Origin of the sequence: Microbacterium sp. CGR1, assembly GCF_001266755.1 — a bacterium.
In the GTDB taxonomy this organism is placed as follows: domain Bacteria; phylum Actinomycetota; class Actinomycetes; order Actinomycetales; family Microbacteriaceae; genus Microbacterium.
Map to the genome: position 1 here is coordinate 2,516,724 of NZ_CP012299.1, position 23,719 is coordinate 2,540,442.

Here is a 23,719-nt window from a genome sequence, read left to right on the forward strand (position 1 = left end):
GCACGGAACACCGGAGGTTCGAGCGATGACGACAGAGAAGACAGGCGGATCCGTCGGGGTGGACGGATCGGCCGACGGCGACGAGCAGCACCTGAAGCGGGCACTGAGCAACCGGCACATCCAGCTGCTCGCGATCGGCGGCGCGATCGGCACCGGCCTGTTCATGGGCAGCGGCAAGACCATCTCGGTCGCGGGCCCCTCGGTCATCTTCGTCTACATGATCATCGGCTTCATGCTGTTCTTCGTCATGCGGGCGATGGGCGAGCTGCTGCTCTCGAACCTCAAGTACAAGTCGTTCAGCGACTTCGCCAGCGACCTGCTCGGCCCGTGGGCGGGGTTCTTCACCGGATGGACGTACTGGTTCTGCTGGGTCGTCACCGGAGTCGCCGACGTGATCGCGATCGCCGGCTACACGGATGCGCTGTTCCCCGGCATCCCGTTGTGGATCCCCGGCGTGCTGGTGATCGTCATCCTGCTCGCGCTGAACCTGCCCACCGTCGCCGCCTTCGGCGAGATGGAGTTCTGGTTCGCTCTCATCAAGATCGTGGCGATCGTGGCGCTCATCATCACGGGTCTCGTGATGATCTTCACCGGCTTCCAGCACGATGCGGGCACGGCGAGCTTCGCGAATCTGTGGGATCACGGCGGCATGTTCCCGCACGGGTTCATGGGCTTCGTCGCCGGGTTCCAGATCGCTGTCTTCGCGTTCGTCGGCGTCGAGCTCGTCGGCACCGCCGCGGCCGAGACGAAGGACCCCGAGAAGAATCTGCCGAAGGCGATCAACGCGATCCCGATCCGCATCCTGCTCTTCTACGTCGGCGCCCTCGTCATCCTGATGGCCGTCACGCCCTGGACCGAGTACGTCGCGGGCGAGAGCCCCTTCATCGCGATGTTCGCTCTCGCGGGCCTCGGCATCGCCGCGACCGTCGTGAACCTCGTCGTGCTGACCTCGGCCATGTCGAGCGCCAACTCGGGCATCTACTCGACCTCGCGCATGGTGTTCGGGCTCGCACAGGACGGCGATGCGCCCCGGCTGTTCGGGCGCCTGTCGAAGCGCCGCGTGCCGCAGAACGCGCTGTTCCTGTCGTGCATCCTGCTGCTGTCGGGTGTCGTGCTGCTCTACGCCGGCAAGGACATCGGCACCGCGTTCGACATGGTCACCACGGTCTCGGCGGTGTGCTTCATGTTCGTCTGGACGATCTTCCTGTGCAGCTACCTCGTCTACCGGCGCCGGCGGCCCGAGAAGGTCGCCGCATCGAGGTTCCGGATGCCGGGCGGCATCTTCATGGTCTACGTCGTGCTCGCGTTCTTCGTGTTCATCCTGTGGGCGTTGACGACACAGCCCGACACGCTGACCGCGCTGCTCGTGACTCCGATCTGGTTCGTGCTGCTGCTCGTCGCGTGGCTGTTCGTGCGGAAGTCGCAGAACCACCTGACCCGGCACGCCGCGCACATCGCCTACCTGCGTGACGACTCGGCGGAGTAGTCGCGACGGCTCGGCGTTCACAATTCAGCATGAGCCGGCCGATTCCTGACGAAACGGCCGGTTCTGCGGTGTCCGTAACTGTTCGTGCTGAATCATGAACGGCGGCTGCCTGTGGGAGGTTCCGACAGGCCCTCCCTCAGCAGCGAGCGTGCGCGTAGCGTCGGGCCTGACGAAAGGACACGGCATGCACACTCGCACACTCGGACAGGGCCTCGAGGTCTCGGCAGTCGGACTCGGCTGCATGGGTATGTCGCAGAGCTACGGACCCAACCCCGGCAGCCGCGACGAGATGATCGGCGTGCTGCGGTCGGCTCTCGACCTCGGCGTCACGTTCTTCGACACCGCGGAGGTGTACGGGCCCTATGTCAACGAAGAGCTCGTCGGCGAGGCGCTCGAGTCGATCCGCGACCAGGTCGTGATCGCGACGAAGTTCGGGTGGCGCATCGAAGACGGCAAGAGCGTCGGGCTCGACAGCCGCCCCGAGCAGATCCGCCGCGTCGCGGAGGCATCGCTGCGGCGCCTGCGCACCGACGTGATCGACCTCTTCTACCAGCACCGCGTCGACCCGGACGTGCCGATCGAAGACGTCGCGGGCACGGTGTCGGAGCTGATCGCCGAAGGCAAGGTGCGCCATTTCGGGCTCTCCGAGGCCTCGGCATCCACCATCCGACGCGCGCATGCCGTGCAGCCGGTCACCGCGCTGCAGAGCGAGTACTCGCTGTGGACGCGCGATCCCGAGCGTGAGGTTCTGCCGACCCTCGGTGAGCTCGGCATCGGCTTCGTGCCCTTCAGCCCTCTGGGCAAGGGGTTCCTCACCGGCACCGTCGACCAGACCACCTCATTCGCAGACGGAGACATCCGCGGCACGATCCCCCGCTTCAGCGAGGAGAACCGGGCGGCGAACCAGGCCCTCGTGAGTCACGTCACGGCACTCGCCGAGGCGAAGGACGCATCGTCCGGCCAGATCGCGCTGGCCTGGCTGCTCGCCCGCGAGCCGTTCATCGTCCCCATCCCCGGCACACGGCGCACGTCGCGGATCGCCGAGAACGCGGGAGCGTCGGCCGTGGCGCTCTCGGCCGACGAAGTCGCCGATCTCGACCAGCTCGCCGAGCGGGTCGGGGTGCAGGGAGATCGGTACAACCCGCAGCAGATGTCGTTCGTCGACCGTTGAGCCGGCGCCGGCGCTGGGTAGTCTGAGGCGGATGACTCCGCCCCGCAGCTACCCGGCGACGATCGCCGCGCCTGTGGAGCATGAGCTCGTCATCAAGAAGTCGCGATTCATCGCGACCGTCGAGCCGGTCACCTCAGTCGACGAGGCGGATGCCGTGATCGCACGGCTGCGGAAGCGGTGGTGGGATGCCCGGCACAACTGCAGCGCGATGGTCACCGGACTCCTCGGAGACCAGGCACGTTCGTCGGACGACGGCGAGCCGTCGGGCACCGCGGGAGTGCCGATGCTCGAGGTGCTGCGCAGGCGAGAGCTGACCGACGTGGTGGCCGTGGTGACGCGGTACTTCGGCGGGGTCAAGCTCGGCGCCGGCGGCCTCGTGCGGGCATACTCCTCAGCGGTCTCGGAGGCCCTCGACCTCGCGTCGCCGGTGCACCGGCAGTCGCTCACGCAGGTGATGTTCGACGTCTCGCACGCGGATGCCGGGCGCTACGACAACCTCCTGCGCGACTGGGTGCTGCACCACGGAGCGACGCTCGGCGACGCCCGCTATGCAGCGCTGGCGACGTTCGAGGTGTGGGCGCCAGCGGACGAGGTCGACCGTCTCGTCGAGGACATCGCGGCGGCGTCCGCCGGTTCCGTCGTGCCGGTGACCGGCGTGGAGCGCATCGTCGACGTCCCCGGCTGATCCACAACAGCGCCCGGATATTCTGGATGACGCGATCTCGGAAGGAGAGCGATGTTCGACAGCCCGCTCTCGGCTTCCGCCTACGAGATCCTCGGGGTGGACCCCACCGTCGACGACGGCGAGCTGCGGCGCGCCTATCGTCTGCGACTGCGCCAGACCCACCCCGACACCGGAGGGGACGCGGCCGTGTTCATCCAGGTGCAGCGCGCGTGGGAACTCGTCGGCACGCCCGAGGGCCGCGCCGCCTATGACCGTCGCTCCGGCGCCCACCCCGGCATCCCCGCCGAACCGGAGTGGAACGGCTGGCGGCCGCAGTCGGCGACCCGCACCGACACGCGTCCCCGGGCGCGGTCGTACGGCCACCCCGGCGGATGGCGTCGAGAGCGCTACCTCTCACTCATCCGCGAGTGGGCCGGCCGTGGCGTCGAGGTTCCCGATCCCTATGACCCGGCGCTCGTGCGATCAGCGCCGCGAGACCTGCGACGGCTGCTCGCCGATGCGCTGGCAGAAGAGGCGACCGCCCGCACGGTGAGCGCCCTCGGAATGGGATTCACGGTCTGGCACGACGTCGCGACCGGCGCCGACCCCGACGACAAGCTCGACCACGTCGTGCTCAGTCCGTCGGGTCTCTACGGCGTGATGTCGGAGGACTTCGGCGGCGTCGTCGGATTCCGCCGCGGCGAGATCACCGGCCCGAGCCTCGGCACACGCGCGCCCGTCACCGCGGCGCTCGGCCGCATGCGCACCGTCGCGAAGGCCGCCAAGGTGAAGTTCGGCGGTCTGATCATGGTGCTCCCCGACGACGACCTGGCACAGGCCGTCACGCCTCTGGGCAGCAGTCGCGGGGTGCCCGTCGTGGTCGTGCGGCGCAGCGCCCTGGCGATGGTGCTGCGCCAGGGAGTGCCCGGCGCACGAGCGATCGGCGGCAACGAGCTGTTTGACGTCCGCACCCGACTGCAGCAGACCGTCACCTTCGTCTGACCCTGGTCGCGCCCTGTCGGCATCCGTCCGGCCCTCTTGACGGGCGTCGTCAAACCGGTTTACACTCGCTGCACCCGCACCTGTCAAACCGGTTAAACCGACGCCTGGCGAAGATGCGGACGATCAGCCCGATGTTCCACGAGGAGGTGGCATGAGCCGCACGACGATCGCCGACGTCGCCCGCGAGGCGGGAGTCACCAAGGCCACCGTCTCTCACGCGATGAGCGGCAAGCGCCCCATCTCCGACGACACCAGGGCGAAAGTGCTCGCCGCCGCGGAGAAGCTGAACTGGGTGCCGAGCCAGAGCGCCCGCGCGCTGGCCACCCAGAAGGCCAACGCCCTCGCCGTCGTGCTGGCCCGCGACCCCGAGGTCATCGCGAACGACTCGTTCTTCCCCGCGTTCATCGCCGGCGTCGAGTCCGTGCTGGCCGAGACCGAGACCGCCCTGATCCTGCAGGTGGTTCCCGATCGGGCGGCAGAGGAACGCGCCTATCGCTCGCTCAGCCACGGGCGGGCCGACGGCGCCCTGCTCCTCGATCTTAGGAACGACGACTGGCGCGTGCCGCTGCTCGAAGAACTCGGCCTGCCGGCCGTGCTGGTCGGCGCCTACGAGCAGCCGACCCGCTTCTCGTGCGTACGCACCGATGACGATGCCCCGGTGCGCGAGATCATCGCCCACCTGCGCGCCGAGGGGCATGAGCGCATCGCGCACGTGGCCGGCCCTCTCGACTACGTGCACTCGCGGGTGCGGGCGGATGCCTACATCGACGCCGTGGGCGGAGACGCACTGCTGCGCGAGGGCGACTTCACGGCATCCAGCGGTCGTGAGCGCACCACCGAGCTGCTCGCGCTTCCCGAGCGACCGACCGCGATCCTCTACTCCAACGACACGATGGCGATCGCCGGGTTGTCGTACGCCCGCTCGAGCGGACTCAGCATCCCCCGCGATCTCGCGATCGCCGGCTTCGATGACGACCACCTCTCGGCCCACCTCTCCCCTGCGCTCACGAGCGTCTCGTCGGGTCCTGCCGCACGTGGCCGCGCGGCAGCCCGCCTGCTGCAGGCCGACATCCTCGGCGCCGAACCGCGCACCGAGGTCGTCGACTGCAACGTCGTGCACTTCCGGGAGAGCACCACCCGCTAGACGATCACCCGAACCATCGCGTCAAGGAGGACAACATGAAGAAGAAGATCCGCGCAGCAGCGCTCTTGGGAGCCGTCGCACTGGTCGCCACCGGATGCTCGTCAGGAGGCGGGGGCGGCGACGCCTCGGCCGACGGCACCGGCTCCATCGACATCTGGCTGTCGAACAACGAGCAGGAGGTCGCCTGGGGCACCGCCGTCGTCGACGCCTGGAACGCCGAGCACCCCGACGAGAAGGTCAACGCCCAGGAGATCCCCGCGGGCTCGTCGTCGGAAGAGGCCATCACCGCCGCGATCACCGCCGGCACCGCACCCTGCCTCGTCTACAACGTGGCCCCGGCCGCCGTCTCGGGCTGGGTCAAGCAGGGCGGACTCGTCGACCTCAGCACCATGGAGGGCGGCAGCGACTACATCACCGAGCGCGGAGGAGAGGTCGACTCGTATTCGACCGACGGCAGCTTCTACCAGCTGCCCTGGAAGTCGAACCCCGTCATGGTCATGTACAACAAGGCGCTGTTCCAGGCCGCGGGCATCGATCCCGAGGACCCGCAGATGAACACGTACGACGCGTTCCTCGAGGGGTCCAAGGCGATCGTCGCCTCCGGTGTGCAGAGCGCCATCTGGCCGGCTCCGACGAGCGAGTTCTACCAGCCCTGGTTCGACTTCTACCCGCTCTACCTCGCCGAGACCGACGGCACCATGCTCGTCGAAGACGGCAAGGCGACGGTCGACTCGGATGCCGGCCGCGAGGTCGCCGAGTTCTGGAAGACGTTCTATGACGAGAAGCTCTCGCCGAACGAGGCGTCGACCGACGATGCGATGTCCGCCGGCACCACCGCCATGCAGCTCGCCGGTCCGTGGGCGATCCCCTCGTACGCCGAGACCGTCGACGTCGGGTTCATGCCGGTCCCGACCAGCGACGGCCGCGAGAACCCGACGACCTTCGCCGACTCGAAGAGCGTCTCCATGTTCACCGCGTGCGAGAACCAGGGTACCGCGTGGGAGTTCCTGAAGTTCTCGACGAGCGTCGACAGCGACGGACAGCTGCTCGAGGCCACCGGTCAGATGCCGATGCGCACCGAACTCACGGAGACCTACGCCGACTACTTCGATGCGAACCCGAACTACGTCGCGTTCGCCGAGCAGGCCGAGGCGACGGCCGATGTGCCCAGCATCCCGAACTCCGTGGAGGCCTGGCAGGCGTTCCGCGACGAGTACTCCGCCGCCGTGATCTTCGGCAAGGAGTCGATCGACGACTTCCTGAAGAACGCCACGACGAAGATCGACGACCTCGTCGCCGAGTGATGAGTCTGCGATGACGCTCCGAGACGACGCCGTCGCGGACGTGGCCGGGGGCACTGCAGCCCCGGCCCCGTCCGCGGGCCGGCCACCGAGGGCACGGTTGCGCACCCGACTGCTGGGTGCGCAGCCGATCGGCGGCCTGTTCGCGCTGCCGTATCTGGTCTTCGTGCTGGCGATCTTCGCGTTCCCGCTGGGATTCGCGGTCTACATCGCCTTCCACGACTACTTCTTCACCGCCCCCAACGTTGAGGTCGAGCGACCGTTCGTGGGCTTCGACAACTTCGTGACAGTGCTCACCGACCCGAGAGTGCTCGGTTCGTTCCGCAACACCCTGATCTTCCTCGTCATCAACGTGCCGCTCACCGCCGTGCTCTCGCTCGTGCTGGCCGCGGCGCTGAACACCGGCATCCGCTGGGTCGCCGCCTACCGCGTGGCGTTCTACGTGCCGTATCTGACGGCCAGTGTCTCGCTCGTCGGCGTGTGGATGCTGCTCTTCTCGGGAAACGGTCTGATCAACACGATCCTCGGCCCGCTCGCCCCCGATCCGTCGTGGCTCGTGAACAGCGGGCTGGCGATGCCGATGATCGCGCTCTACGTCACGTGGAAGCAGCTGGGCTTCTACATCCTGCTGTATCTCGCGGCGCTGCAGAACGTGCCGAAGGAGCTCTACGAATCGGCCGAGACCGACGGCGCGGGAGCATTCTCCCGATTCTGGAACGTCACGGTTCCCGGCGTCCGTAGCGCCACCACGCTCGTGCTGATCCTGTCGATCATCACCGGAGCCAACCTCTTCACCGAGCCCTACCTGTTGACCAACGGCGGTGGCCCCGACGGCGCCTCGTCGACCCCCGTGCTGCTGATCTACCAGCTGGGCATCCAGCAGCAGAACCCCGACACCGCGGCAGCGATCGGCATGATCCTCGTGATCCTGGTCGGGATGCTGTCACTCGCCGCCAACCGCGCGACCAGGGAGCGATGACCATGAGACGCACGCGTTCACTGCCCCGCATCCTGAGCCTCATCCTGCTCACGGTCGCGGCCATCGGCTTCGCCTTCCCGTTCTACTTCATGCTGGTCGGGGCCTTCCAGGAGAATCCGACGAACTCGCCCAGCGAGCTCTTCCCGACGAGCGGGTGGACGGTCGACAACTTCCTCGCGATCGACTCCCGCATCGATCTCGCGGGCTCCCTGCTCAACTCGCTGATCTTCACGGCGGGTGTGCTGCTGGGCACCGTGGTGTTCGGGCTGCTCGCCGGATATGCGATCGCGAGGCTCGACTTCCGCGGCCGTGGCGTCATCTGGGTGCTCATGCTGCTCGTGCAGATGGTGCCGTTCCAGCTGCTGATGATCCCGCTCTACGTGCAGATCACCCGCAACTACGGGCTCGGCGATTCATACATGGGCATGATCCTGCCGTTCCTCATCAACACGACCGCGGTGTTCATCTTCGTGCAGTTCTTCAAGGCGCTGCCCGTCGAGATCTTCGAGGCGGCGCGCATCGACGGAGCCGGCGAGATCCGGCTGCTGACGTCCGTCGCGATCCCGCTGATCAAGCCGGTACTCGTCACGGTGGTGCTCGTCACGTTCATCGGCCCCTGGAACGAGTTCCTCTGGCCGTTCCTCATCACGAAGGACGCGTCGCTGCAGCCGCTCGCCGTATCGCTCGCCAACTACATCTCCAACGTCGCGCAGTCGACGGCGAATCCCAACGGGGCCATCCTCGCCGGCGCCACGGCGCTGGCGTTCCCCGTCGTCATCCTGTTCATCGTCTTCCAGCGGTTCTTCCGAGCCACCGACCTCGGCGCCGCCGTCAAAGGCTAGCCAGAAAGGCACCCCATGTTCACCGGAGCAACCTTCCCCCTGGGCCCCTTCGTCCCCTACGAGGCCAATCCCATCCTTCGACCGAAAGGCGACAGCTGGGAGTCGGCCAATCTCTACAACCCGGCCGCGATCGTCGACGGCGACGAGGTCGTGCTGCTCTATCGGGCGCACGCCGACGACATCGTCTCGCACATCGGCATCGCGCGATCGAGCGACGGCGTGAACTTCACCCGCGAGGACGCGCCGATCCTCTCCCCCTCAGAGGACTACGAGCGCTTCGGATGCGAGGACCCGCGCATCGCGCTGATCGACGGCACCTACTATCTGACCTACACAGGATGGGACCGACGCAGCGCCCAGCTCTGCCTCGCCACCTCGACCGACCTGCGCACCTGGACCAAGCACGGCCCGCTGTTCGACGACTTCGACACGTTCAAGACCATGGATCCGCGTGGGTTCAACTGGTCGAAGGCCGGCGTGATCGTGCCGCAGAAGATGCACGGCAAATGGTGGATGTACTTCGGCGAGGGGGCGATCTACTGGGCGACCAGCGACGACCTCATCCACTGGACGCCGGGCACGGCCGACACCGATCCGATGTACTCGCCGACCCCGGGCACCTGGGACGAAGCGCTCGTCGAGATCGGCACCTCGCCCGTGCTCGCCGACAACGGACTGCTGGTGTTCCTCACGAACGGCGCGACGAGGGTCGTGCATGACGACGGATCGGTCGACGTCGACTACCGGTGCGGGCAGATCGCGATCGACCCCGACGAGCCGACGAAGGTGATCGCCCGCCTGCAGGAGCCATGGCTGAGGCCGCAGACATTCGAGGACATGAACGGCCTGGTGTCGAACGTCACGTTCGTCGAAGGACTCGTGAAGTTCCGAGGCAAGTGGTTCGCCTACTACGGGCAGTCCGACACGACGCTGGCCGTCGCCATCCACGATCCCGCGCAGCCGTGGGGCCGGGCACTGAGAGACACGAACGAGGAATGAGAGCATGTCCATCTCCCGACGCACGTTCCTGACCGCCGCAGCCGCGACCTCTGCACTCGCGCTGCTTCCGCTCGACCCTGCCGGAGCGCACGCCTCGGCGCCCGCCGCACCGCCGCTCGGATCTCGACCGATCGGCGCGGGTGGAGGCGCGCGGCTCACGAACCTCGCACACCTGCGCTTCCTGCTCGCCGAGGTTCCCGTGGTGGCGAGTACCACGCACACCACGTTCGGCATCGACGCCTCACCCCGCGTCCTCGCACCGTGGACCTATGCCGACACCGACGGTGCGGGCGGATTCCGTCCGGTGGGTGGCGGCACTCGCGACGCCGTGACCGGGTACTGGACGCAGGGCGCCTACAACGCGGATGACACCGCGCGAGCCGCGATCGTGTTCCTGCGCGCGTGGAAGGCGACCGGCGACGCGCGGGCCCGCGACGAGGCACGCGATGTGCTGAGGTCGCTGGCGTTCCTGCAGACGACGAGCGGGCCGAATGCCGGCCGGGTGGTGCTGTGGCAGCAGGAGGACGGCACCCTGAACCCCAGCGCGATCCCCGTCGAACTGCCCGACCCGTCGGACTCCGCCGAGTCCTACTGGCTCGCTCGTTCGGTCTGGGCATTCGGCGAGGGCTATGCGGCGTTCCGGCGGGAGGATTCCGAGTTCGCGGCATTCCTGCTCGCACGGCTGCATCTCGCTCTCGACGCGCTCGGTCGCGAGTCTCTGTCGCGTGCCGGTCACTGGGTGCGCAGCGACGGACGGGATCTGCCCGCCTGGCTGATCGCCGGCGGCGCGGATGCGACGGCCGAGGCCATGCTCGGGCTCGCTGCGGCGACCGAGGCCGGAGATGCGCGCAGCCGTCAGGCTCTGCAGACCTACGGAGAAGGGGTGGCCGCGATGGCCACCGACCCGGCGAAGGGATGGCCGTTCGGCGCCGTTCTGCCGTGGACCGGATCTCTCGGTTTCTGGCATGCCTGGGGCGCTGCCGCACCGGAGGCACTGGCTCGCGCGGGTGCGCTGCTGCGCCGCCGAGAGTGGACCGCCACGGCTGTGGCGGACGCGGGGACGTTCACCCCGCAGGTGCTCGCCTCGGGCGGACCGCACAACGCCTGGGCGCCACTGCCCGCGGAGGCGCAGATCGCGTACGGCGCACACGGCCGCGTCGCGGGCGCCGTGCAGGCGGCGTCCGTCGGCGGAGAAGGTCTGCGCGTGCTCGCCGGGCTGACTGCCAGCTGGTTCTTCGCGGCGAACACCGCAGGCGTCCCGGTGTACGACCCGGCCACCGGCGTGACGTTCGACGGCGTGGAGACCGACGGGCGCGTGAATCGCAACTCGGGGGCTGAGTCCACGATCCACGGGCTGCTCACGATGCTGCTGCTCGACGCGAACCGCGACATCGCACGCATCGCGACATCGATCACCGGCCTGTCCTCGTTCTCGGGACTTCGGGTGATCGATGCCGAGGGCGCTCGGCTCTCGGCGGGCTGCGAGGTCGTGCGGCCAGAGGGCGGCGCGTGGATCGGCGAGGGCAACCTCTCGGGAGCCGCGTATGTGCGGGTTCCCGCGGGCGAGTCGGTCGAGTTCGATGTGACGGAGGCCGGCGGCATCCTGCACGGTCTCGTCTGGAGACAGAAGGCGGATGCCGGAGAGGCGGTGTGGGAGGTGTTCCGCGGTGGCAGGCGGCTCTGGAGCACGCGAACCCCTGCCGGAGGAACGGGCGATCGCGGCCTCACGGAGGCCGACGGGATGCTCGTTCCCCAGCTGCTCGGTGGCGATCTTCCCGCCGATGCGGTGACCGCCCGGTGCACGAGCACCGGCGATCTGCGGCTCGACGCTCTCGTCATCCAGCCGGCGGTGTCCACGGCCGTGTATGCCATGGCATCCGGTTCCGCGGTGCTGTACGCGAACGGCGCTCGGCGCGATCAGCGGGTCTCGCCCCTCGCTGCGGGATCGGGCCGAGCCTACGAGGCCGACGGGTCGCAGCGTGGCCAGGCTGTGCAGGGCGGCAGGGTTCGCGTGCGCGGCGGAGGTTTCACCATCACGCGGTGAGGGTGCGGGGCTGTGCCGTCGGCACGCGTGCGGACTACGGTTGCGGTGTGCCTGCGCTTCCCGAGTACGACCCGCTGCCCGATCGCCCCGCCCCCGACAATCCCTCGGGAAAGCTCGTCCTCCTGCGCCACGGCGAGACTGAGTGGTCGAGGGCCGGCCGCCACACCGGCCTCACCGACATCCCGCTCACGGCGCGGGGTGAAGACCTCGCTCGCGCTGCCGGGAGGCTGGTCGCCGACTACGACTTCTCGCTCGTCCTGTCGTCACCCCTCGAGCGCTCTCGGCGCACGGCCGAGCTCGCGGGGCTTCACGCCGAGGTCGATCCGCTGCTCGTCGAGTGGGACTACGGCGGATACGAGGGTCGCACGACGAAGGACATCCGCGAGGAGCTCGGCTACGACTGGAGCGCCTTCACCCACGGTGTGATCCGGGGCGCGACGCCGGGCGAGACCGTGGAGGAGGTCGCCGCCCGCGCGTCCCGCGTGCTCACACGGGTGCTGCCGGCGCTGACCGAGGGCGATGTGGCACTCGTCGCGCACGGCCACTTCCTCCGCATCCTCACCGCCGTCTACCTGCGCCTCGCTCCGCGCTTCGGCGCGCAGATCACGCTGGATGCCGGATCGGTGTCGGTGCTGAGCTTCTATCGCGAGCAGCCGGCGATCCTGACGTGGAACTACGGCCTCGAGCTGCCCCTCGCGCCGTCGGAGTCCTGACCCCGGCAGCGGAACGAGAGCGCTGGAAACTCACGGCACGGTGACGAGCGAGATCGCATTGATCGTGGGAGCGCCGTCGAGAGCGAGCTCGAACCGCACCCCGGTCCGGGCATTCGTGACGTCGAACGCGATCGTCTCGTTCGTGCACGCGATCGGCTCCGACGGCGATCCCTCATCGAGTTCACTGACGGTGAGCACGATCGTCCCCTCGCCTCGGCATGCGAACTGCGCCTGATAGGTCCCCGGTTCGAGCGATGTGAAGCTGGTGACGTCGTTGGCCGAGCTGTTCTCGCTCATCCATCCGGAGAAGCCGAAGACGTATCCGGGCGAGTCCGACCCGGGTACCGCCGTCTGCGCCCACTCGGGGATCTCGTCCACGGGCAGCGGAAGCTGCGCCTCGTCGGAGTCGGCATCCGGAGTCGCGGTCGACGCGGAGCCGCTCGGAGATGGCGAGGGAGACGTCGATCCGGTCGCCGACCCCGACGGCTCTCCCGTGCATCCGGCGAGCGCGATGCCCGCCATCAGGACCAGTCCGATCGTCGCCGCTCGTTTCCTGAACATCCCTCCACGCTACGGATGAGCCAGGATGATGCAACCGCCGCGCCCGACACGCCATTCTTTTGAGTTACTCAAAATAAACGGTAGAGTCGGGGCCATGGAGACAGAACTCGACTCGGCACTTCGCGGTGCCGGGCTGCGTGCGACCGCGGGCCGCGTCGCCGTGCTCGAGGCACTGGAATCCATGGCCCACACGGATGCGGAGCGGATCTTCCGCACCGTGTCCGACGTGCTTCCGACGACGTCGATCCAGTCGGTGCACAACATCCTCGCGGACCTGACGACGGCGGGCCTCATCCGCCGGATCGAACCGGCAGGCTCCGCGGCGCTCTACGAGCGGCGCATCGACGACAACCATCACCACATCGTGTGCACCCAGTGCGGTGCGATCGGCGATGTGGACTGCGTCGTCGGCGAAGCGCCGTGCCTCACCCCGTCTTCGGCGGGGGGATTCACCGTCCAGACAGCCGAAGTGACCTTCTGGGGCCTGTGCCCCAGTTGCCAGAACGCCGCGCAGTAGCATCCGACGCCGACCCCGGGCACCCGGGATGATCGTCGTGTCTGCGTGCAGAAGGAGAAGAACATGACCGACCCATCGACCACCACCCAGACGGGCACACCCGTCGCGAGCGACGCACACTCGCTCACCGTCGGAGCTGACGGCCCCACCGTTCTGCACGATCGCTACCTCGTCGAGAAGCTCGCGTCGTTCAACCGCGAGCGCGTGCCGGAGCGCAACCCCCACGCCAAGGGCGGCGGAGCCTTCGGAACGTTCACCGTCACCGAGGACGTGTCGGCCTACACCCGTGCCGCGGCCTTCCAGCCGGGCGCTCAGAGCGAGACGCTGCTGCGTTTCTCGTCGGTCGCCGGCGAGCAGGGTTCGCCCGACACCTGGCGCGACGTGCGCGGTTTCGCGCTGCGTTTCTACACGCCCGAGGGCAACCTCGACATCGTCGGCAACAACACTCCGACCTTCTTCCTGCGCGACGCCATGAAGTTCCCCGACTTCATCCACTCGCAGAAGCGTCTCGGCGACTCGGGTCTGCGCGACGCCGACATGCAGTGGGACTTCTGGACCCTCTCCCCCGAGTCCGCCCACCAGGTCACCTACCTCATGGGCGACCGCGGCCTGCCGCGCAGCTGGCGCCACATGAACGGCTACGGATCGCACACCTACCAGTGGGTCAACGCCGCCGGCGAGCGCTTCTGGGTGCAGTACCACTTCCTGTCGAAGCAGGGCGTCGAGGCGATGAGCGCCGAAGAGGCCGAGAAGCTCGCCGGATCGGATGCCGACTACTACCGTCGCGACCTGTTCGACGCGATCGCTCGCGGCGACGCCCCCTCGTGGGACGTCTACGTGCAGGTCATGCCCTACGAAGAGGGCAAGACCTACCGCTTCAACCCGTTCGACCTGACGAAGACCTGGTCGAAGAAGGACTACCCGCGCATCAAGGTCGGCACGTTCACGCTCGACCGCAACCCGCAGAACTTCTTCGCCGAGATCGAGCAGGCCGCCTTCTCGCCCGGCAACCAGGTTCCCGGCACGGGCATCTCGCCCGACAAGATGCTCATGGCTCGCGTGTTCGCATACTCGGATGCTCAGCGCTACCGCATCGGTGCGAACTACAACCAGCTGCCGGTCAACCAGCCGCACGCGGCCGAGGTGCGCAACTACATGCACGAAGGCCAGATGCAGTACAAGTTCAACCCGGCCGAGCACCGCGTCTACACGCCGAACTCCTACGGCCCCGCCGGCGGACCCACGGCTGACCCCGCTGCCGGTGTCGAGGCGAGCTGGGAGTCGGACGGCGAGCTGATCCGCGCCGCCGCGACCCTGCACCTCGACGACGACGACTTCGGTCAGGCGGGCACGCTCTACCGCACGGTCTTCGACGACGAGCAGCGCGCGCGCTTCCTCGACACGCTGACCGGCCAGGGACAGGGCATCACGATCGACGCGATCCGCGAGCGGTTCTTCCAGTACTGGACGAACGTCGACGCCTCGCTGGGCGACGCTCTGCGCGCTCGCTTCTGAGCCGCCTCCGCTGAGGACCGAGACCCACCGTCCCTTCGGGCCGGTGGGTCTCGGCGTCTTCGGGCATCGCAGGGGGAGCACAATGGATGCCGTGGCTGTTCCTCTCTCCGACCTGACCCAGATGCCCGAACCCCAGCAGGTGCACGCCGCCGATGGCACTCGCCTCGCGACCTACACCTGGGGTGATGTGGATGCTCCCGTGGCGGTGATCGTGCACGGCTTCGCGTCGAGCGCCCGCGACACCTGGGTGCTCACGGGGTGGGTGCGCGAGCTCACGAAGGCGGGGTATCGGGTGCTCGCGCTCGATCAGCGGGGCCATGGGCTCAGCGAGAAGCCGCACCAGGCCGACGCCTACGGCATCCGCACTCTCGCGACCGACGTCGAGACGGTCATGGACATGTATCTCGTCGACGAGGCCGTCTACGCCGGATACTCGCTCGGGGCCCGGGTCGGCTGGGAGGTCGTGCGCGATCTGCCCCACCGGATCGGCCGCGCCGTGCTCGGAGGGGTGCCGGACGGCATCCCTCTCGCGCGGCTCGATCTCGACCAGGTGCGCGCGTATCTCGCCGACGGGACGCCCGTCGCGGATCCGACGACGCAGAACTACATCGCGCTGACCGAGCGCGTGCCCGGCAACGACCTCGGCGCACTCGTGGCGCTGGCCGAGGGGATGCGGTCGTCTCGGACGATCGATCCCGACCCGTCGAACGCGCCGGCGAGCCCGATCCTGTTCGCGACGGGGTCGAAGGATGCCATCATTGAGGGCTCTCGCGCCCTGGCGTCAGCTGCCCCGCAGGGACAGTTCTTCGAGATCCCCGATCGCAACCACTTCAACGCACCGGGATCGCGCGCCTTCAAGGAAGCCGCGCTCGCTTTCCTGTCGGAGATCTGACCGCGGGGCGCCACGCCTGCCCACTCGTAGCGGAGGACATCTCAGGCAACGAAGGATGCTTCTCAGCATCCGCTCCTTCGATCCGCGAGATCTCCTTCATTGCCGGAGCGGCAGCCGTCTGCCCGAGCACTGACCGCGGGCACGAGAAGAGCCCTCCGTCTCGGGGAGACGAAGGGCTCTCGGGGTGACGGTCAGACCGTCGCGTTCTCTTCGCGCTTCGGCAGCACCCATCCCGCACGCGGGAAGTGGCAGGTGTAGCCGTTGGGGTACTTGATCAGGTAGTCCTGGTGCTCCTCTTCGGCCTGCCAGAACGGGCCGACGGGCTCGATCGTGGTCACGGCCTTGCCCGGCCACAGACCCGAGGCGTCGACGTCGGCGATGGTGTCGCGCGCGACGGCCTCCTGCTCGGGGCTGAGCGGGAAGATCGCCGAGCGGTAGCTCGAGCCGATGTCGTTGCCCTGGCGATCCTTGGTCGACGGGTCGTGGATCTGGAAGAAGAAGGCGAGGATGTCGCGGTACGTCGTCTTCGTGGGATCGAAGACGATCTCCACAGCCTCGGCATGACCCGGGTGGTTGCGGTAGGTCGCGTGGTCGTTGCTGCCGCCGGTGTAGCCGACACGGGTGTCGAGCACGCCGGGCTGGCGGCGGATGAGGTCTTCCATGCCCCAGAAGCAGCCGCCGGCGAGCACAGCGGTCTCGGTCCCGGGGGTGCGGGTGATTGTTCCGGTGTCGGTCATGAGTTCTCCTCGGAGTTCGGGGTGGGGAAGAGGTGACGGTAGCGACCGTACCCCTCATCTTCCAGGCTGTCAGCCGGGATGAAGCGCAGGGCGGCGGAGTTCATGCAGTACCGGAGTCCTCCTGCGTCTCGGGGTCCATCGTCGAAGACGTGCCCGAGATGGCTGTCCGCGCCGCTGGAACGCGCCTCGGTGCGCTTCATCCACAGCGTGCGGTCGGTGCGCGTGGTCACGGCGTCGGCCTCGATGGGCTTGGTGAAGCTCGGCCATCCGGTGCCGCTGTCGAACTTGTCGGTCGACGCGAAGAGCGGCTGGCCCGAGACGACGTCGACGTAGATGCCGTCGTCGTGAGTGTTCCAGTACGCGTTGCGGAAGGGCGGCTCGGTCGCATCCTCCTGCGTGACCTCGTACTGCAGATGCGTGAGGTCGCTGACGGCCTCGGGGGTCTTGCTGTACTCGTTCGACATGGTCTGTCTCCTTGTCCGACGCGGCTGGCTGCAGCGTCATAGAAGAGAACCAGGAGGATGCCGGTTTTGGTCCCGCGGGACTGTGAGCGCGCTGTGAGTTTGTGCGCAGTCGATAGAGTTGCTCCGCTACATACACACCAGGGAGACACACATGTCGGTTGGACTGCTCGCCGTCGTCGATGACATTCTCAGCGCGGCGATGAAGGCTTCGGCCAAGGCCGCCGGCGTCGTGATCGATGACGCCGCCGTGACCCCGCAGTACGTGCAGGGCATCACGCCCGCGCGCGAGCTGCCGGTCGTGGCGAAGATCGCCCTCGGATCTCTCGCGAACAAGTTCGTCATCATCATCCCCATCGCGCTGCTGCTCACCGCCTTCGCGCCGTGGGTGCTGCCGTATCTGCTGATCCTCGGTGGCGCCTACCTCTGCTTCGAGGGGGCCGAGAAGGTGCTCGAATGGTTCGGCGTGCAGCACGGCCATGCCGATGAGAGCGCCCGCAACGAGAACAAGCTGGTGTGGGGCGCGGTGCGCACCGACCTGATCCTGTCGACGGAGATCATGCTGATCTCGCTCGCCAACCTCGAGGCCGGCCTCGACATCTGGACGACCCTCGCGATCCTCGCCGTGATTGCGCTGCTCATGACCGGCGTCGTCTACGGTGCAGTCGCCCTGCTCGTGAAGATCGACGACATCGGTCTGAAGATGGCGAAGAACCCGTCCCAGCGAGTTCGCCACACGGGCACGCGCATCGTGCGCTCGATGCCGGCGGTCTTCCGCTTCATCAGCATCCTCGGCACCGTCGCGATGCTGTGGGTCGGAGGGCACCTGCTGCTCGTGAACCTCGGCGAGGTCGGCGTGCACTTCGGCGCCGACATCCTGCACGGCATCGAGCACTTCCTCGAGCCGGCTGGCGGTGTCATCGTCTGGATCGGCGACACGCTGTTCTCGGCCATCGCGGGCCTGATCGCGGGTCTGATCATCGTGGGGATCATCCTCGGGATCGGTCGCCTGATCGGCAAGAAGCCGAGCTTCCACGAGGGTGAGGAATCGCCCGCCGACGTGCACGTCTGACACCGACGCCGCTGTTCGAATCTCGGTCGGTATGCCGACATGCGATCCGACTCACTCGCCGCGCACGTGATCCTCGGTGCGCAGCCATTCGTCGAACGTGATCGCTCCCTGCAGAGCATCGGCGTCGCCGCGCAGCGACCCCGATGCCAGCCCCTTCCCGTACGCGCCGGCGCCGACAATGTCGCGCGCTTCCTGCTCGGAATCGCAGCCAAGAACCCGCACTTCACCGTCGAGGAGAGGCAGTTCGGCGAGGGTCTCGGCCTGGTGTTCCGCGACGGAGGGAGGGTGCACTCGGTCATGAACCTGCACGTCGAAGACGGCGTGATCGATCAGCTGTGGATCGTCCTCAATCCCGCCAAGCTCACGCACTGGCGACTTCACACCTGAACCGACGCGGCGAGCCCTCCGAGACTCCGTGGACCCGGACCGTCTGCAGGGCCGCCGCATGGATGCAGGAGGATCTGAGGGATCTCGCCCTGCAGACGTGCCCCGGTCCTGCACGCGGCACAGGAGGGAAGCCGCGGCGAGCCCTCGGAGACCGACCCCACCCCGGCATCCTGCTACCGTCGTCCCGTGCGCACCCGAGCGCAGATGCAGGAGACCCGATGAGCGACCACCAGATCCGGGAGGCCGAGACCGCCGACGTCGAGGCGATCACCGCCATCTACAACGACGCGGTGCTGACCACGACCGCCATCTGGAACGAAGAGGCCGTCACGGTCGACGACCGCACCGCCTGGCTCGCCGAGCGCACCGAGCGCGGCTACCCCGTGCTCGTCGCCGTCGACGACACCGGCGTCCTCGGCTACGCGACATTCGGCGACTGGCGCCCGCACAGCGGCTACCGCCATACGGTCGAGCACTCCGTCTATGTGCGCGAGGGGCAGCGCGGGCGCGGCATCGGCAAGGCGCTCATGATCGAGCTCATCGACCGCGCGCGACGCCTCGGCAAGCACGTCATGGTCGCGGCGATCGAGAGCAGCAACACGGGGTCGATCATCATGCACAAGCGCCTCGACTTCATGCAGGTCGGACGGATGCCGCAGGTCGGCGCCAAGTTCGATCGCTGGCTCGATCTCACCTTCCTGCAGCTGGTGCTCGATGAGCGGCCGTTCCCGGACGAGCGCCCGTGAACCCGCTGCTCTGGCTCGCTGACGCCTTCAACTCGCAGTGGGTGCTCCCCGGCGGTCAGGTGCTGCTGATCCGCGAAGTGGTCGGCAACGGGTTCGGCCTGGCGAGCGCCCTCGGCGGCATGCAGCGCAAGATCTGGGCGTGGCCGGTCGGCATCGTCGGCAATCTGCTGCTGCTCACGGTCTTCCTCGGGTCGATCCTGAATCCCGACCACGAGCTGCCGCATCTGCTCGGCCAGGCCGGGCGTCAGATCATGTTCATCATCGTCGCGATCTACGGCTGGGTGCGCTGGCGCCAGGCCGCCTCGAACGGTGGGCGCGTGACCCCGCGATGGGCGCCCAACAGCGCCCGCATCGGCCTGGTGCTCGTGATGGTGATCGGCACGATCGCCCTCACTCCCCTGTTCCGCGCGCTCGGCTCGTGGGAGCCCGTGTGGGCGGATGCCTGGACCTTCGTCGGCTCGCTGCTCGCCACCTACGGCATGGCCAAGGGGTGGACCGAGTTCTGGCTCATCTGGATAGCCGTCGACATCGTGGGCGTGCCGCTGCTGTTCAGCTCCGGCTTCTACGCCACGGGCCTGATGTACGTGTTCTACGGCGTCTTCACCGCGGTCGGATTCGTCGTGTGGTGCCGCGCACAGGCGAATGCCAAACCGCAGGTCGACACGATCATGCCGGATCCCCGCCCCCTCACCTCCACCATGAAGACCGTCGACCGCGACCGCGACTGACCCGCCCCGACCACTCGGCGAATGTGTCGGCGCATGTCACCGGGGTGGCCGGGAGGTCGATCGACGGGTTTGCTGGTCCCCATGACCCGTCAGATCCGTTTCAACGCCTTCGACATGAACTGCGTCGCCCACCAGTCGTCCGGCCTGTGGCGGCATCCTGACGATCGATCGCGCCAGTACAACACCATCTCGTACTGGACCGACCTCGCGAAGCTGCTCGAGAGCGCGACCTTCGACGGCATCTTCATCGCCGACGTCCTCGGCACCTACGACGTCTACGGCGGGACGAACGAGGCGGCGATCCGCAACGGCGCCCAGGTTCCGGTCAACGATCCGATCCTGCTCGTCAGCGCGATGGCCGCCGTCACCGAGCACCTCGGATTCGGCATCACCGCCGGCACCGCCTTCGAGCACCCGTACCCGTTCGCGCGCCGTCTGAGCACCCTCGACCACCTGACCAACGGACGCGTCGGCTGGAACGTCGTCACCGGTTACCTGCCCAGCGCCGCGCGCAACATGGGCCAGGAGGACCAGCTCGCGCACGACGACCGCTACGACCATGCCGATGAATACGTCGAGGTGCTCTACAAGCTCTGGGAGGGGTCGTGGGAAGACGACGCGGTCGTCGAGGACCGTGAGCGCGGCATCTTCACCGACCCGTCGAAGGTGCACCCCATCGGCCACGAGGGCAAGCACTTCAGCGTTCCCGGCATCCACATCTCCGAGCCGTCACCGCAGCGCACGCCGGTCATCTACCAGGCCGGAGCGAGCCCCCGCGGCGTGCGCTTCGCGTCGGAGAACGCCGAGGCGATCTTCGTCGCCGCCCCGTCGAAGGAGGTGCTCGCCGGCACCGTGAAGCGCATCCGCGACGCACTCGAAGAGGCGGGCCGCGACCGCTACGACGCGAAGATCTACACGCTGCTCACGGTCATCACCGGGGCGACGAGCGAGGATGCCGCGGCGAAGCACGCCGAGTACCTCTCGTATGCGAGCCCCGAGGGCGCGCTGACGTTCATGTCGGGCTGGATGGGCGTCGACCTCTCGCAGTACGCCGAGGACGAGCCCGTCGGCAACGTCGAGTCGAACGCCATCCAGTCGGTGCTGCAGCACCTGAAGGAGGAGGCCGACCTCGGACGCGAGTGGACCGTCGGCGACTTCGGACGCCACAACGCGATCGGCGGCCTCGGCCCGACCATCGTCGGCTCGGGCGTCGAGATCGCCGACGAGCTGCAGTCGTGGGTGGAGGAGACCGACATCGATGGCTTCAACCTCGCCTACGCGGTCACTCCCGGCACCTGGCAAGACGTCATCGAGCACGTCATCCCGGTGCTGCGCGAACGCGGCGTCTACCCCGAGGAGTACACGCCGGGCACCCTCCGCAACAAGCTGCAGGGCAAGGGCGACCGCGTGCAGGACACGCACCGCGCCGCGAGGTATCGGATCGGGGCGAACGTCCCGGTCGCCTGACCCTCAGCGACCTTCGGTCGGGCGCGGTCAGTCGGCCTTCGAGGTGAAGAGCCCGCGCAGCACGAGGAACACCACGACCGCGACGACGAGCACGATCGCGAGCTTGGCGATGAACCACAGGATCGAGAACAGCGCGCTGACGATCCACCAGGCGATCACCACGGCGAGGACGACGCCGACGATGGTCCAGAGCGAGTTCTTGTTCATGGTTCCAGCCTAGGCGGCGCGGCGACGTCACAGATCCGGATGCTGCGGCATCCGCCCTTCCGCATCCGATGCGTCGCCGTCAATCCCCTTCCCGTGCGCTGATCACCGGGGTGAGACTGCAAGCATCCGACTCTTGGGAGCATCTCCATGTCTGCGCCAGCACTCACTTCGTCCGCCGTTCACGGCATCACCGCGAGAGGTCCCCTCAGCGACGCCGTCATCCGCCGACTGACCGGCGAAGACGCCGACGATCTCGGTGCCAGGGCCGAGGCTGCGCTCGCTTCGACCGATGACGTCGTGCGCGACGACGACATCCAGCTCGCGCTCTTCGTGCTCTACGCCTCGTCGTACGGGTCGCTTCCCGAGCTCGACCCCGCCCTCGAGTGGGATCCTGCGCTGATCGCGACACGGGGAATCCTCGAGCACGCGTTCGAGCGGGCACTGCGGGCGACTGTACCGATGCCCGAACTCCCCGAGCCGACCGTCGATGCCGTCGGGCGGGCCCTCTTCGCCCTCGCCGAGGCCGACACGGGTCCCAGCCTGTCGCGCTACGTCGCGAAGAAGGCGACGGAAGAGCAGATGCACGAGTTCTTCATGCAGCGCTCGATCTACACGCTGCGCGAGGCCGACCCGCACTCGTGGGCGATCCCGCGCCTGCACGGGCGTGCGAAGGCGGCGCTCGTCGAGATCCAGTCCGACGAGTACGGCGGCGGGCGGCCCGACCGCGTGCACGCGACGATCTTCGCTCGCGCGATGCGCGGCGCCGGACTCGACGACACCTACGGCGGATACGTCGACGACGTGCCGGCCATCACGCTCGCCTCGCTGAACTCGATGTCGATGTTCGGCGTCAACCGGCGCCTCCTCGGCGCCATCGTCGGACACCTCGCCGCGTTCGAGATGACCTCGTCGATCCCCAACCGCCTGTACGCCGACGGCCTGCGGCGACTCGGGTTCGGTGAGGACGTGACCGACTACTTCGATGAGCACGTCGAAGCGGATGCCGTGCATGAGCAGATCGCGGCGCGTGACCTCGCCGGCGGGTTGGCCGAGGATCACCCCAAGCTGCTGCCCGACATCATGTTCGGCGCGGCCGCCTGCCTGACCGTGGACGGCTGGGCAGCGGGTCACATGCTCGACTCGTGGACGCGTGGAGAATCCTCGCTGCGGCCGAGGGACGCACGATGAGCGCGCGCGAGGATGCCGTCACCATCACCGCCTACCCCGACGGACCGCTGCTCGTGCGGGGCGCGGCGGTGCTGGAGTCATCCGACGGCGAGCCGATCGAGGTCACGCGCCGCACGGTGGCGCTGTGCCGTTGCGGCCTCTCGACGATCAAGCCGTTCTGCGACGGCACCCATAAGGCCGCGGGGTTCCGCACCGACGCCTGATCTCGGCGAGCCGGTCAGTGCCCGACTGCCGGCAGGCATCCGCCGTCCATGATGACGCCGCCGATCTCGACCGTGAGCACGTCGGCCGAGACCTCGCCGAAGATGCATCCGCCTTCGGGAGCGGCTGCACCGAAGGCCACGGCCCGCTCGTCGCCCAGTGTCTGGACGTAGGCGATGCCGGCGTCGGCGAAGACCTCCTCCACAGCGGCGACCGACAGGCCGCCGGAAGTGCGGAGCGACTCGAGGCCGGCGCGGATGTCATTCGCCGGTTTCTCGGCGGCGGCTCGGCTCTCCTCCGAGAGGTCGACGCGATCGCGGTAGCGCTCGTTCTGCGCCATCGCGTCGTCGGGGTCGTAGGGCGCGCAGTCCGGAGGCAGATCGACGCCTTCGATCTGCGGGCACGCTGCCGTGGGAGTGGGACTCGGAGATGCAGACGGCGATGCGCCAGGCGGGCCGGCGGTGGCCGTCGCGCACCCTGCGAGCATCATGGTCGTCGCAACGACGAGAAGCAGCCGTGCACCTCTCGACCTGTCCCCCCGGAGTCCGGTCATTCCCTCATGCAACCACACGGGAGCTCAGTGGCCAATGGTCATTCCGTGTGCGCCTCCGCTCACGGCGACAACGCCCCGGGGTGCAGGCCGGATGCGGCGATGAGGCGCGACGACCGCGCTTCAGCCCGGATTCAGCGTGCGC

The 23,719-nt window shown here is 68.1% G+C and carries 26 protein-coding genes; 21 read left to right on the forward strand and 5 right to left on the reverse strand.

Features of this window, described 5'->3' with window-relative positions:
- Window positions 1-25: 25 nt before the first annotated feature.
- The 11 genes from cycA to AKG07_RS12205 all read left to right on the forward strand — a co-directional run bounded on the left by cycA (window position 26) and on the right by AKG07_RS12205 (window position 12,345).
- On the forward strand, window positions 26-1,486 hold the full coding sequence (gene cycA, locus AKG07_RS12155; protein WP_053098162.1) for a D-serine/D-alanine/glycine transporter: 1,461 nt from the start codon (window positions 26-28) through the stop codon (window positions 1,484-1,486).
- A 184-nt stretch (window positions 1,487-1,670) separates the two neighbouring features.
- A complete protein-coding gene (locus tag AKG07_RS12160) occupies window positions 1,671-2,657 on the forward strand; it encodes an aldo/keto reductase (RefSeq protein ID WP_053098163.1) in 987 nt (328 codons plus the stop codon).
- 31 nt (window positions 2,658-2,688) lie between these two features.
- A complete protein-coding gene (locus tag AKG07_RS12165; protein WP_053098164.1) occupies window positions 2,689-3,342 on the forward strand; it encodes an IMPACT family protein in 654 nt (217 codons plus the stop codon).
- 51 nt (window positions 3,343-3,393) lie between these two features.
- On the forward strand, window positions 3,394-4,323 hold the full coding sequence (locus AKG07_RS12170; RefSeq protein WP_053098165.1) for a J domain-containing protein: 930 nt from the start codon (window positions 3,394-3,396) through the stop codon (window positions 4,321-4,323).
- A 151-nt stretch (window positions 4,324-4,474) separates the two neighbouring features.
- Window positions 4,475-5,467 carry a LacI family DNA-binding transcriptional regulator gene (locus tag AKG07_RS12175; protein ID WP_053098166.1) on the forward strand — a complete coding sequence of 331 codons (993 nt, stop codon included), beginning with the start codon at window positions 4,475-4,477 and terminating at the stop codon, window positions 5,465-5,467.
- A 35-nt stretch (window positions 5,468-5,502) separates the two neighbouring features.
- On the forward strand, window positions 5,503-6,771 hold the full coding sequence (locus AKG07_RS12180; RefSeq protein ID WP_053098167.1) for an extracellular solute-binding protein: 1,269 nt from the start codon (window positions 5,503-5,505) through the stop codon (window positions 6,769-6,771).
- A gap of 10 nt (window positions 6,772-6,781) precedes the next feature.
- Window positions 6,782-7,747, forward strand: coding sequence for a carbohydrate ABC transporter permease (locus tag AKG07_RS12185; RefSeq protein ID WP_082297923.1), 966 nt, complete (start codon window positions 6,782-6,784; stop codon window positions 7,745-7,747).
- 2 nt (window positions 7,748-7,749) lie between these two features.
- The gene (locus AKG07_RS12190; protein WP_053098169.1) at window positions 7,750-8,589 is read left to right on the forward strand and encodes a carbohydrate ABC transporter permease; all 840 of its coding nucleotides are present in this window, start codon (window positions 7,750-7,752) and stop codon (window positions 8,587-8,589) included.
- A 15-nt stretch (window positions 8,590-8,604) separates the two neighbouring features.
- Complete coding sequence (locus AKG07_RS12195) at window positions 8,605-9,588, forward strand: glycoside hydrolase family 130 protein (protein WP_053098170.1); 984 nt, start codon at window positions 8,605-8,607, stop codon at window positions 9,586-9,588.
- A 4-nt stretch (window positions 9,589-9,592) separates the two neighbouring features.
- Window positions 9,593-11,632, forward strand: a complete 2,040-nt coding sequence (locus AKG07_RS12200; protein WP_053098171.1) for a hypothetical protein — start codon at window positions 9,593-9,595, stop codon at window positions 11,630-11,632.
- 47 nt (window positions 11,633-11,679) lie between these two features.
- Window positions 11,680-12,345 (forward strand): histidine phosphatase family protein, encoded by a 666-nt coding sequence (locus tag AKG07_RS12205; RefSeq protein ID WP_082298058.1) that lies wholly within the window; start codon window positions 11,680-11,682, stop codon window positions 12,343-12,345.
- Window positions 12,346-12,375: 30 nt separating this feature from the next.
- Here AKG07_RS12205 and AKG07_RS12210 read toward each other — a convergent pair whose 3' ends face one another.
- On the reverse strand, window positions 12,376-12,906 hold the full coding sequence (locus AKG07_RS12210) for a hypothetical protein (protein WP_053098172.1): 531 nt from the start codon (window positions 12,904-12,906) through the stop codon (window positions 12,376-12,378).
- A 94-nt stretch (window positions 12,907-13,000) separates the two neighbouring features.
- Between AKG07_RS12210 and AKG07_RS12215 the strand changes: the two genes are divergently transcribed.
- The 3 genes from AKG07_RS12215 (at window position 13,001) to AKG07_RS12225 (ending at window position 15,830) form a co-directional block, all read left to right on the forward strand.
- Complete coding sequence (locus AKG07_RS12215; RefSeq protein WP_053098173.1) at window positions 13,001-13,423, forward strand: Fur family transcriptional regulator; 423 nt, start codon at window positions 13,001-13,003, stop codon at window positions 13,421-13,423.
- A gap of 63 nt (window positions 13,424-13,486) precedes the next feature.
- Window positions 13,487-14,938 carry a catalase gene (locus tag AKG07_RS12220; protein ID WP_053098174.1) on the forward strand — a complete coding sequence of 484 codons (1,452 nt, stop codon included), beginning with the start codon at window positions 13,487-13,489 and terminating at the stop codon, window positions 14,936-14,938.
- Between the two features lie 82 nt (window positions 14,939-15,020).
- Window positions 15,021-15,830: an alpha/beta fold hydrolase gene (locus AKG07_RS12225; protein WP_053098175.1), complete on the forward strand. Its 810-nt coding sequence runs from the start codon at window positions 15,021-15,023 to the stop codon at window positions 15,828-15,830.
- Window positions 15,831-16,021: 191 nt separating this feature from the next.
- Here the strand turns inward: AKG07_RS12225 and msrA are convergent, their stop codons facing one another.
- Window positions 16,022-16,567 (reverse strand): peptide-methionine (S)-S-oxide reductase MsrA, encoded by a 546-nt coding sequence (msrA, locus tag AKG07_RS12230; RefSeq protein WP_053098176.1) that lies wholly within the window; start codon window positions 16,565-16,567, stop codon window positions 16,022-16,024.
- The gene (gene msrB, locus AKG07_RS12235) at window positions 16,564-17,031 is read right to left on the reverse strand and encodes a peptide-methionine (R)-S-oxide reductase MsrB (RefSeq protein ID WP_053098177.1); all 468 of its coding nucleotides are present in this window, start codon (window positions 17,029-17,031) and stop codon (window positions 16,564-16,566) included. Before msrB ends, msrA begins: the two co-directional genes overlap by 4 nt.
- Before the next feature lie 151 nt (window positions 17,032-17,182).
- Here msrB and AKG07_RS12240 point away from each other — a divergent pair, with 151 nt between their 5' ends.
- The 5 genes from AKG07_RS12240 (at window position 17,183) to AKG07_RS12260 (ending at window position 21,428) form a co-directional block, all read left to right on the forward strand.
- Window positions 17,183-18,100 (forward strand): DUF808 domain-containing protein, encoded by a 918-nt coding sequence (locus AKG07_RS12240; RefSeq protein WP_053098178.1) that lies wholly within the window; start codon window positions 17,183-17,185, stop codon window positions 18,098-18,100.
- Window positions 18,101-18,139: 39 nt separating this feature from the next.
- Window positions 18,140-18,487 (forward strand): hypothetical protein, encoded by a 348-nt coding sequence (locus AKG07_RS12245; protein WP_053098179.1) that lies wholly within the window; start codon window positions 18,140-18,142, stop codon window positions 18,485-18,487.
- A 218-nt stretch (window positions 18,488-18,705) separates the two neighbouring features.
- Window positions 18,706-19,233, forward strand: coding sequence for a GNAT family N-acetyltransferase (locus AKG07_RS12250; RefSeq protein WP_053098180.1), 528 nt, complete (start codon window positions 18,706-18,708; stop codon window positions 19,231-19,233).
- A complete protein-coding gene (pnuC, locus tag AKG07_RS12255) occupies window positions 19,230-19,961 on the forward strand; it encodes a nicotinamide riboside transporter PnuC (RefSeq protein WP_171821961.1) in 732 nt (243 codons plus the stop codon). The genes AKG07_RS12250 and pnuC overlap by 4 nt, the downstream gene beginning before the upstream one ends.
- Window positions 19,962-20,042: 81 nt before the next feature.
- Window positions 20,043-21,428: an LLM class flavin-dependent oxidoreductase gene (locus tag AKG07_RS12260; RefSeq protein ID WP_053098181.1), complete on the forward strand. Its 1,386-nt coding sequence runs from the start codon at window positions 20,043-20,045 to the stop codon at window positions 21,426-21,428.
- A 27-nt stretch (window positions 21,429-21,455) separates the two neighbouring features.
- On the opposite strand, the gene AKG07_RS12265 is transcribed toward AKG07_RS12260, so the two are convergent.
- Complete coding sequence (locus AKG07_RS12265; protein WP_053098182.1) at window positions 21,456-21,635, reverse strand: hypothetical protein; 180 nt, start codon at window positions 21,633-21,635, stop codon at window positions 21,456-21,458.
- Window positions 21,636-21,782: 147 nt separating this feature from the next.
- Between AKG07_RS12265 and AKG07_RS12270 the strand changes: the two genes are divergently transcribed.
- On the forward strand, window positions 21,783-22,823 hold the full coding sequence (locus AKG07_RS12270; RefSeq protein WP_053098183.1) for an iron-containing redox enzyme family protein: 1,041 nt from the start codon (window positions 21,783-21,785) through the stop codon (window positions 22,821-22,823).
- Window positions 22,820-23,026 carry a CDGSH iron-sulfur domain-containing protein gene (locus AKG07_RS12275; protein WP_053098184.1) on the forward strand — a complete coding sequence of 69 codons (207 nt, stop codon included), beginning with the start codon at window positions 22,820-22,822 and terminating at the stop codon, window positions 23,024-23,026. Before AKG07_RS12270 ends, AKG07_RS12275 begins: the two co-directional genes overlap by 4 nt.
- Before the next feature lie 14 nt (window positions 23,027-23,040).
- Here the strand turns inward: AKG07_RS12275 and AKG07_RS12280 are convergent, their stop codons facing one another.
- Window positions 23,041-23,577, reverse strand: coding sequence for a hypothetical protein (locus AKG07_RS12280; RefSeq protein WP_053098185.1), 537 nt, complete (start codon window positions 23,575-23,577; stop codon window positions 23,041-23,043).
- Between the last annotated feature and the right edge of the window lie 142 nt (window positions 23,578-23,719).

Coding starts and splice junctions, on each gene's coding strand:
- cycA (WP_053098162.1), top strand. CDS start 26: ATGACGACAGAGAAGACAGGCGGATCCGTCGGGGTGGACGGATCGGCC.
- AKG07_RS12160 (WP_053098163.1), top strand. CDS start 1,671: ATGCACACTCGCACACTCGGACAGGGCCTCGAGGTCTCGGCAGTCGGA.
- AKG07_RS12165 (WP_053098164.1), top strand. CDS start 2,689: ATGACTCCGCCCCGCAGCTACCCGGCGACGATCGCCGCGCCTGTGGAG.
- AKG07_RS12170 (WP_053098165.1), top strand. CDS start 3,394: ATGTTCGACAGCCCGCTCTCGGCTTCCGCCTACGAGATCCTCGGGGTG.
- AKG07_RS12175 (WP_053098166.1), top strand. CDS start 4,475: ATGAGCCGCACGACGATCGCCGACGTCGCCCGCGAGGCGGGAGTCACC.
- AKG07_RS12180 (WP_053098167.1), top strand. CDS start 5,503: ATGAAGAAGAAGATCCGCGCAGCAGCGCTCTTGGGAGCCGTCGCACTG.
- AKG07_RS12185 (WP_082297923.1), top strand. CDS start 6,782: ATGACGCTCCGAGACGACGCCGTCGCGGACGTGGCCGGGGGCACTGCA.
- AKG07_RS12190 (WP_053098169.1), top strand. CDS start 7,750: ATGAGACGCACGCGTTCACTGCCCCGCATCCTGAGCCTCATCCTGCTC.
- AKG07_RS12195 (WP_053098170.1), top strand. CDS start 8,605: ATGTTCACCGGAGCAACCTTCCCCCTGGGCCCCTTCGTCCCCTACGAG.
- AKG07_RS12200 (WP_053098171.1), top strand. CDS start 9,593: ATGTCCATCTCCCGACGCACGTTCCTGACCGCCGCAGCCGCGACCTCT.
- AKG07_RS12210 (WP_053098172.1), bottom strand. CDS start 12,906: ATGTTCAGGAAACGAGCGGCGACGATCGGACTGGTCCTGATGGCGGGC.
- AKG07_RS12215 (WP_053098173.1), top strand. CDS start 13,001: ATGGAGACAGAACTCGACTCGGCACTTCGCGGTGCCGGGCTGCGTGCG.
- AKG07_RS12220 (WP_053098174.1), top strand. CDS start 13,487: ATGACCGACCCATCGACCACCACCCAGACGGGCACACCCGTCGCGAGC.
- AKG07_RS12225 (WP_053098175.1), top strand. CDS start 15,021: ATGGATGCCGTGGCTGTTCCTCTCTCCGACCTGACCCAGATGCCCGAA.
- msrA (WP_053098176.1), bottom strand. CDS start 16,567: ATGACCGACACCGGAACAATCACCCGCACCCCCGGGACCGAGACCGCT.
- msrB (WP_053098177.1), bottom strand. CDS start 17,031: ATGTCGAACGAGTACAGCAAGACCCCCGAGGCCGTCAGCGACCTCACG.
- AKG07_RS12240 (WP_053098178.1), top strand. CDS start 17,183: ATGTCGGTTGGACTGCTCGCCGTCGTCGATGACATTCTCAGCGCGGCG.
- AKG07_RS12245 (WP_053098179.1), top strand. CDS start 18,140: ATGCGATCCGACTCACTCGCCGCGCACGTGATCCTCGGTGCGCAGCCA.
- AKG07_RS12250 (WP_053098180.1), top strand. CDS start 18,706: ATGAGCGACCACCAGATCCGGGAGGCCGAGACCGCCGACGTCGAGGCG.
- AKG07_RS12260 (WP_053098181.1), top strand. CDS start 20,043: ATGACCCGTCAGATCCGTTTCAACGCCTTCGACATGAACTGCGTCGCC.
- AKG07_RS12265 (WP_053098182.1), bottom strand. CDS start 21,635: ATGAACAAGAACTCGCTCTGGACCATCGTCGGCGTCGTCCTCGCCGTG.
- AKG07_RS12270 (WP_053098183.1), top strand. CDS start 21,783: ATGTCTGCGCCAGCACTCACTTCGTCCGCCGTTCACGGCATCACCGCG.
- AKG07_RS12275 (WP_053098184.1), top strand. CDS start 22,820: ATGAGCGCGCGCGAGGATGCCGTCACCATCACCGCCTACCCCGACGGA.
- AKG07_RS12280 (WP_053098185.1), bottom strand. CDS start 23,577: ATGACCGGACTCCGGGGGGACAGGTCGAGAGGTGCACGGCTGCTTCTC.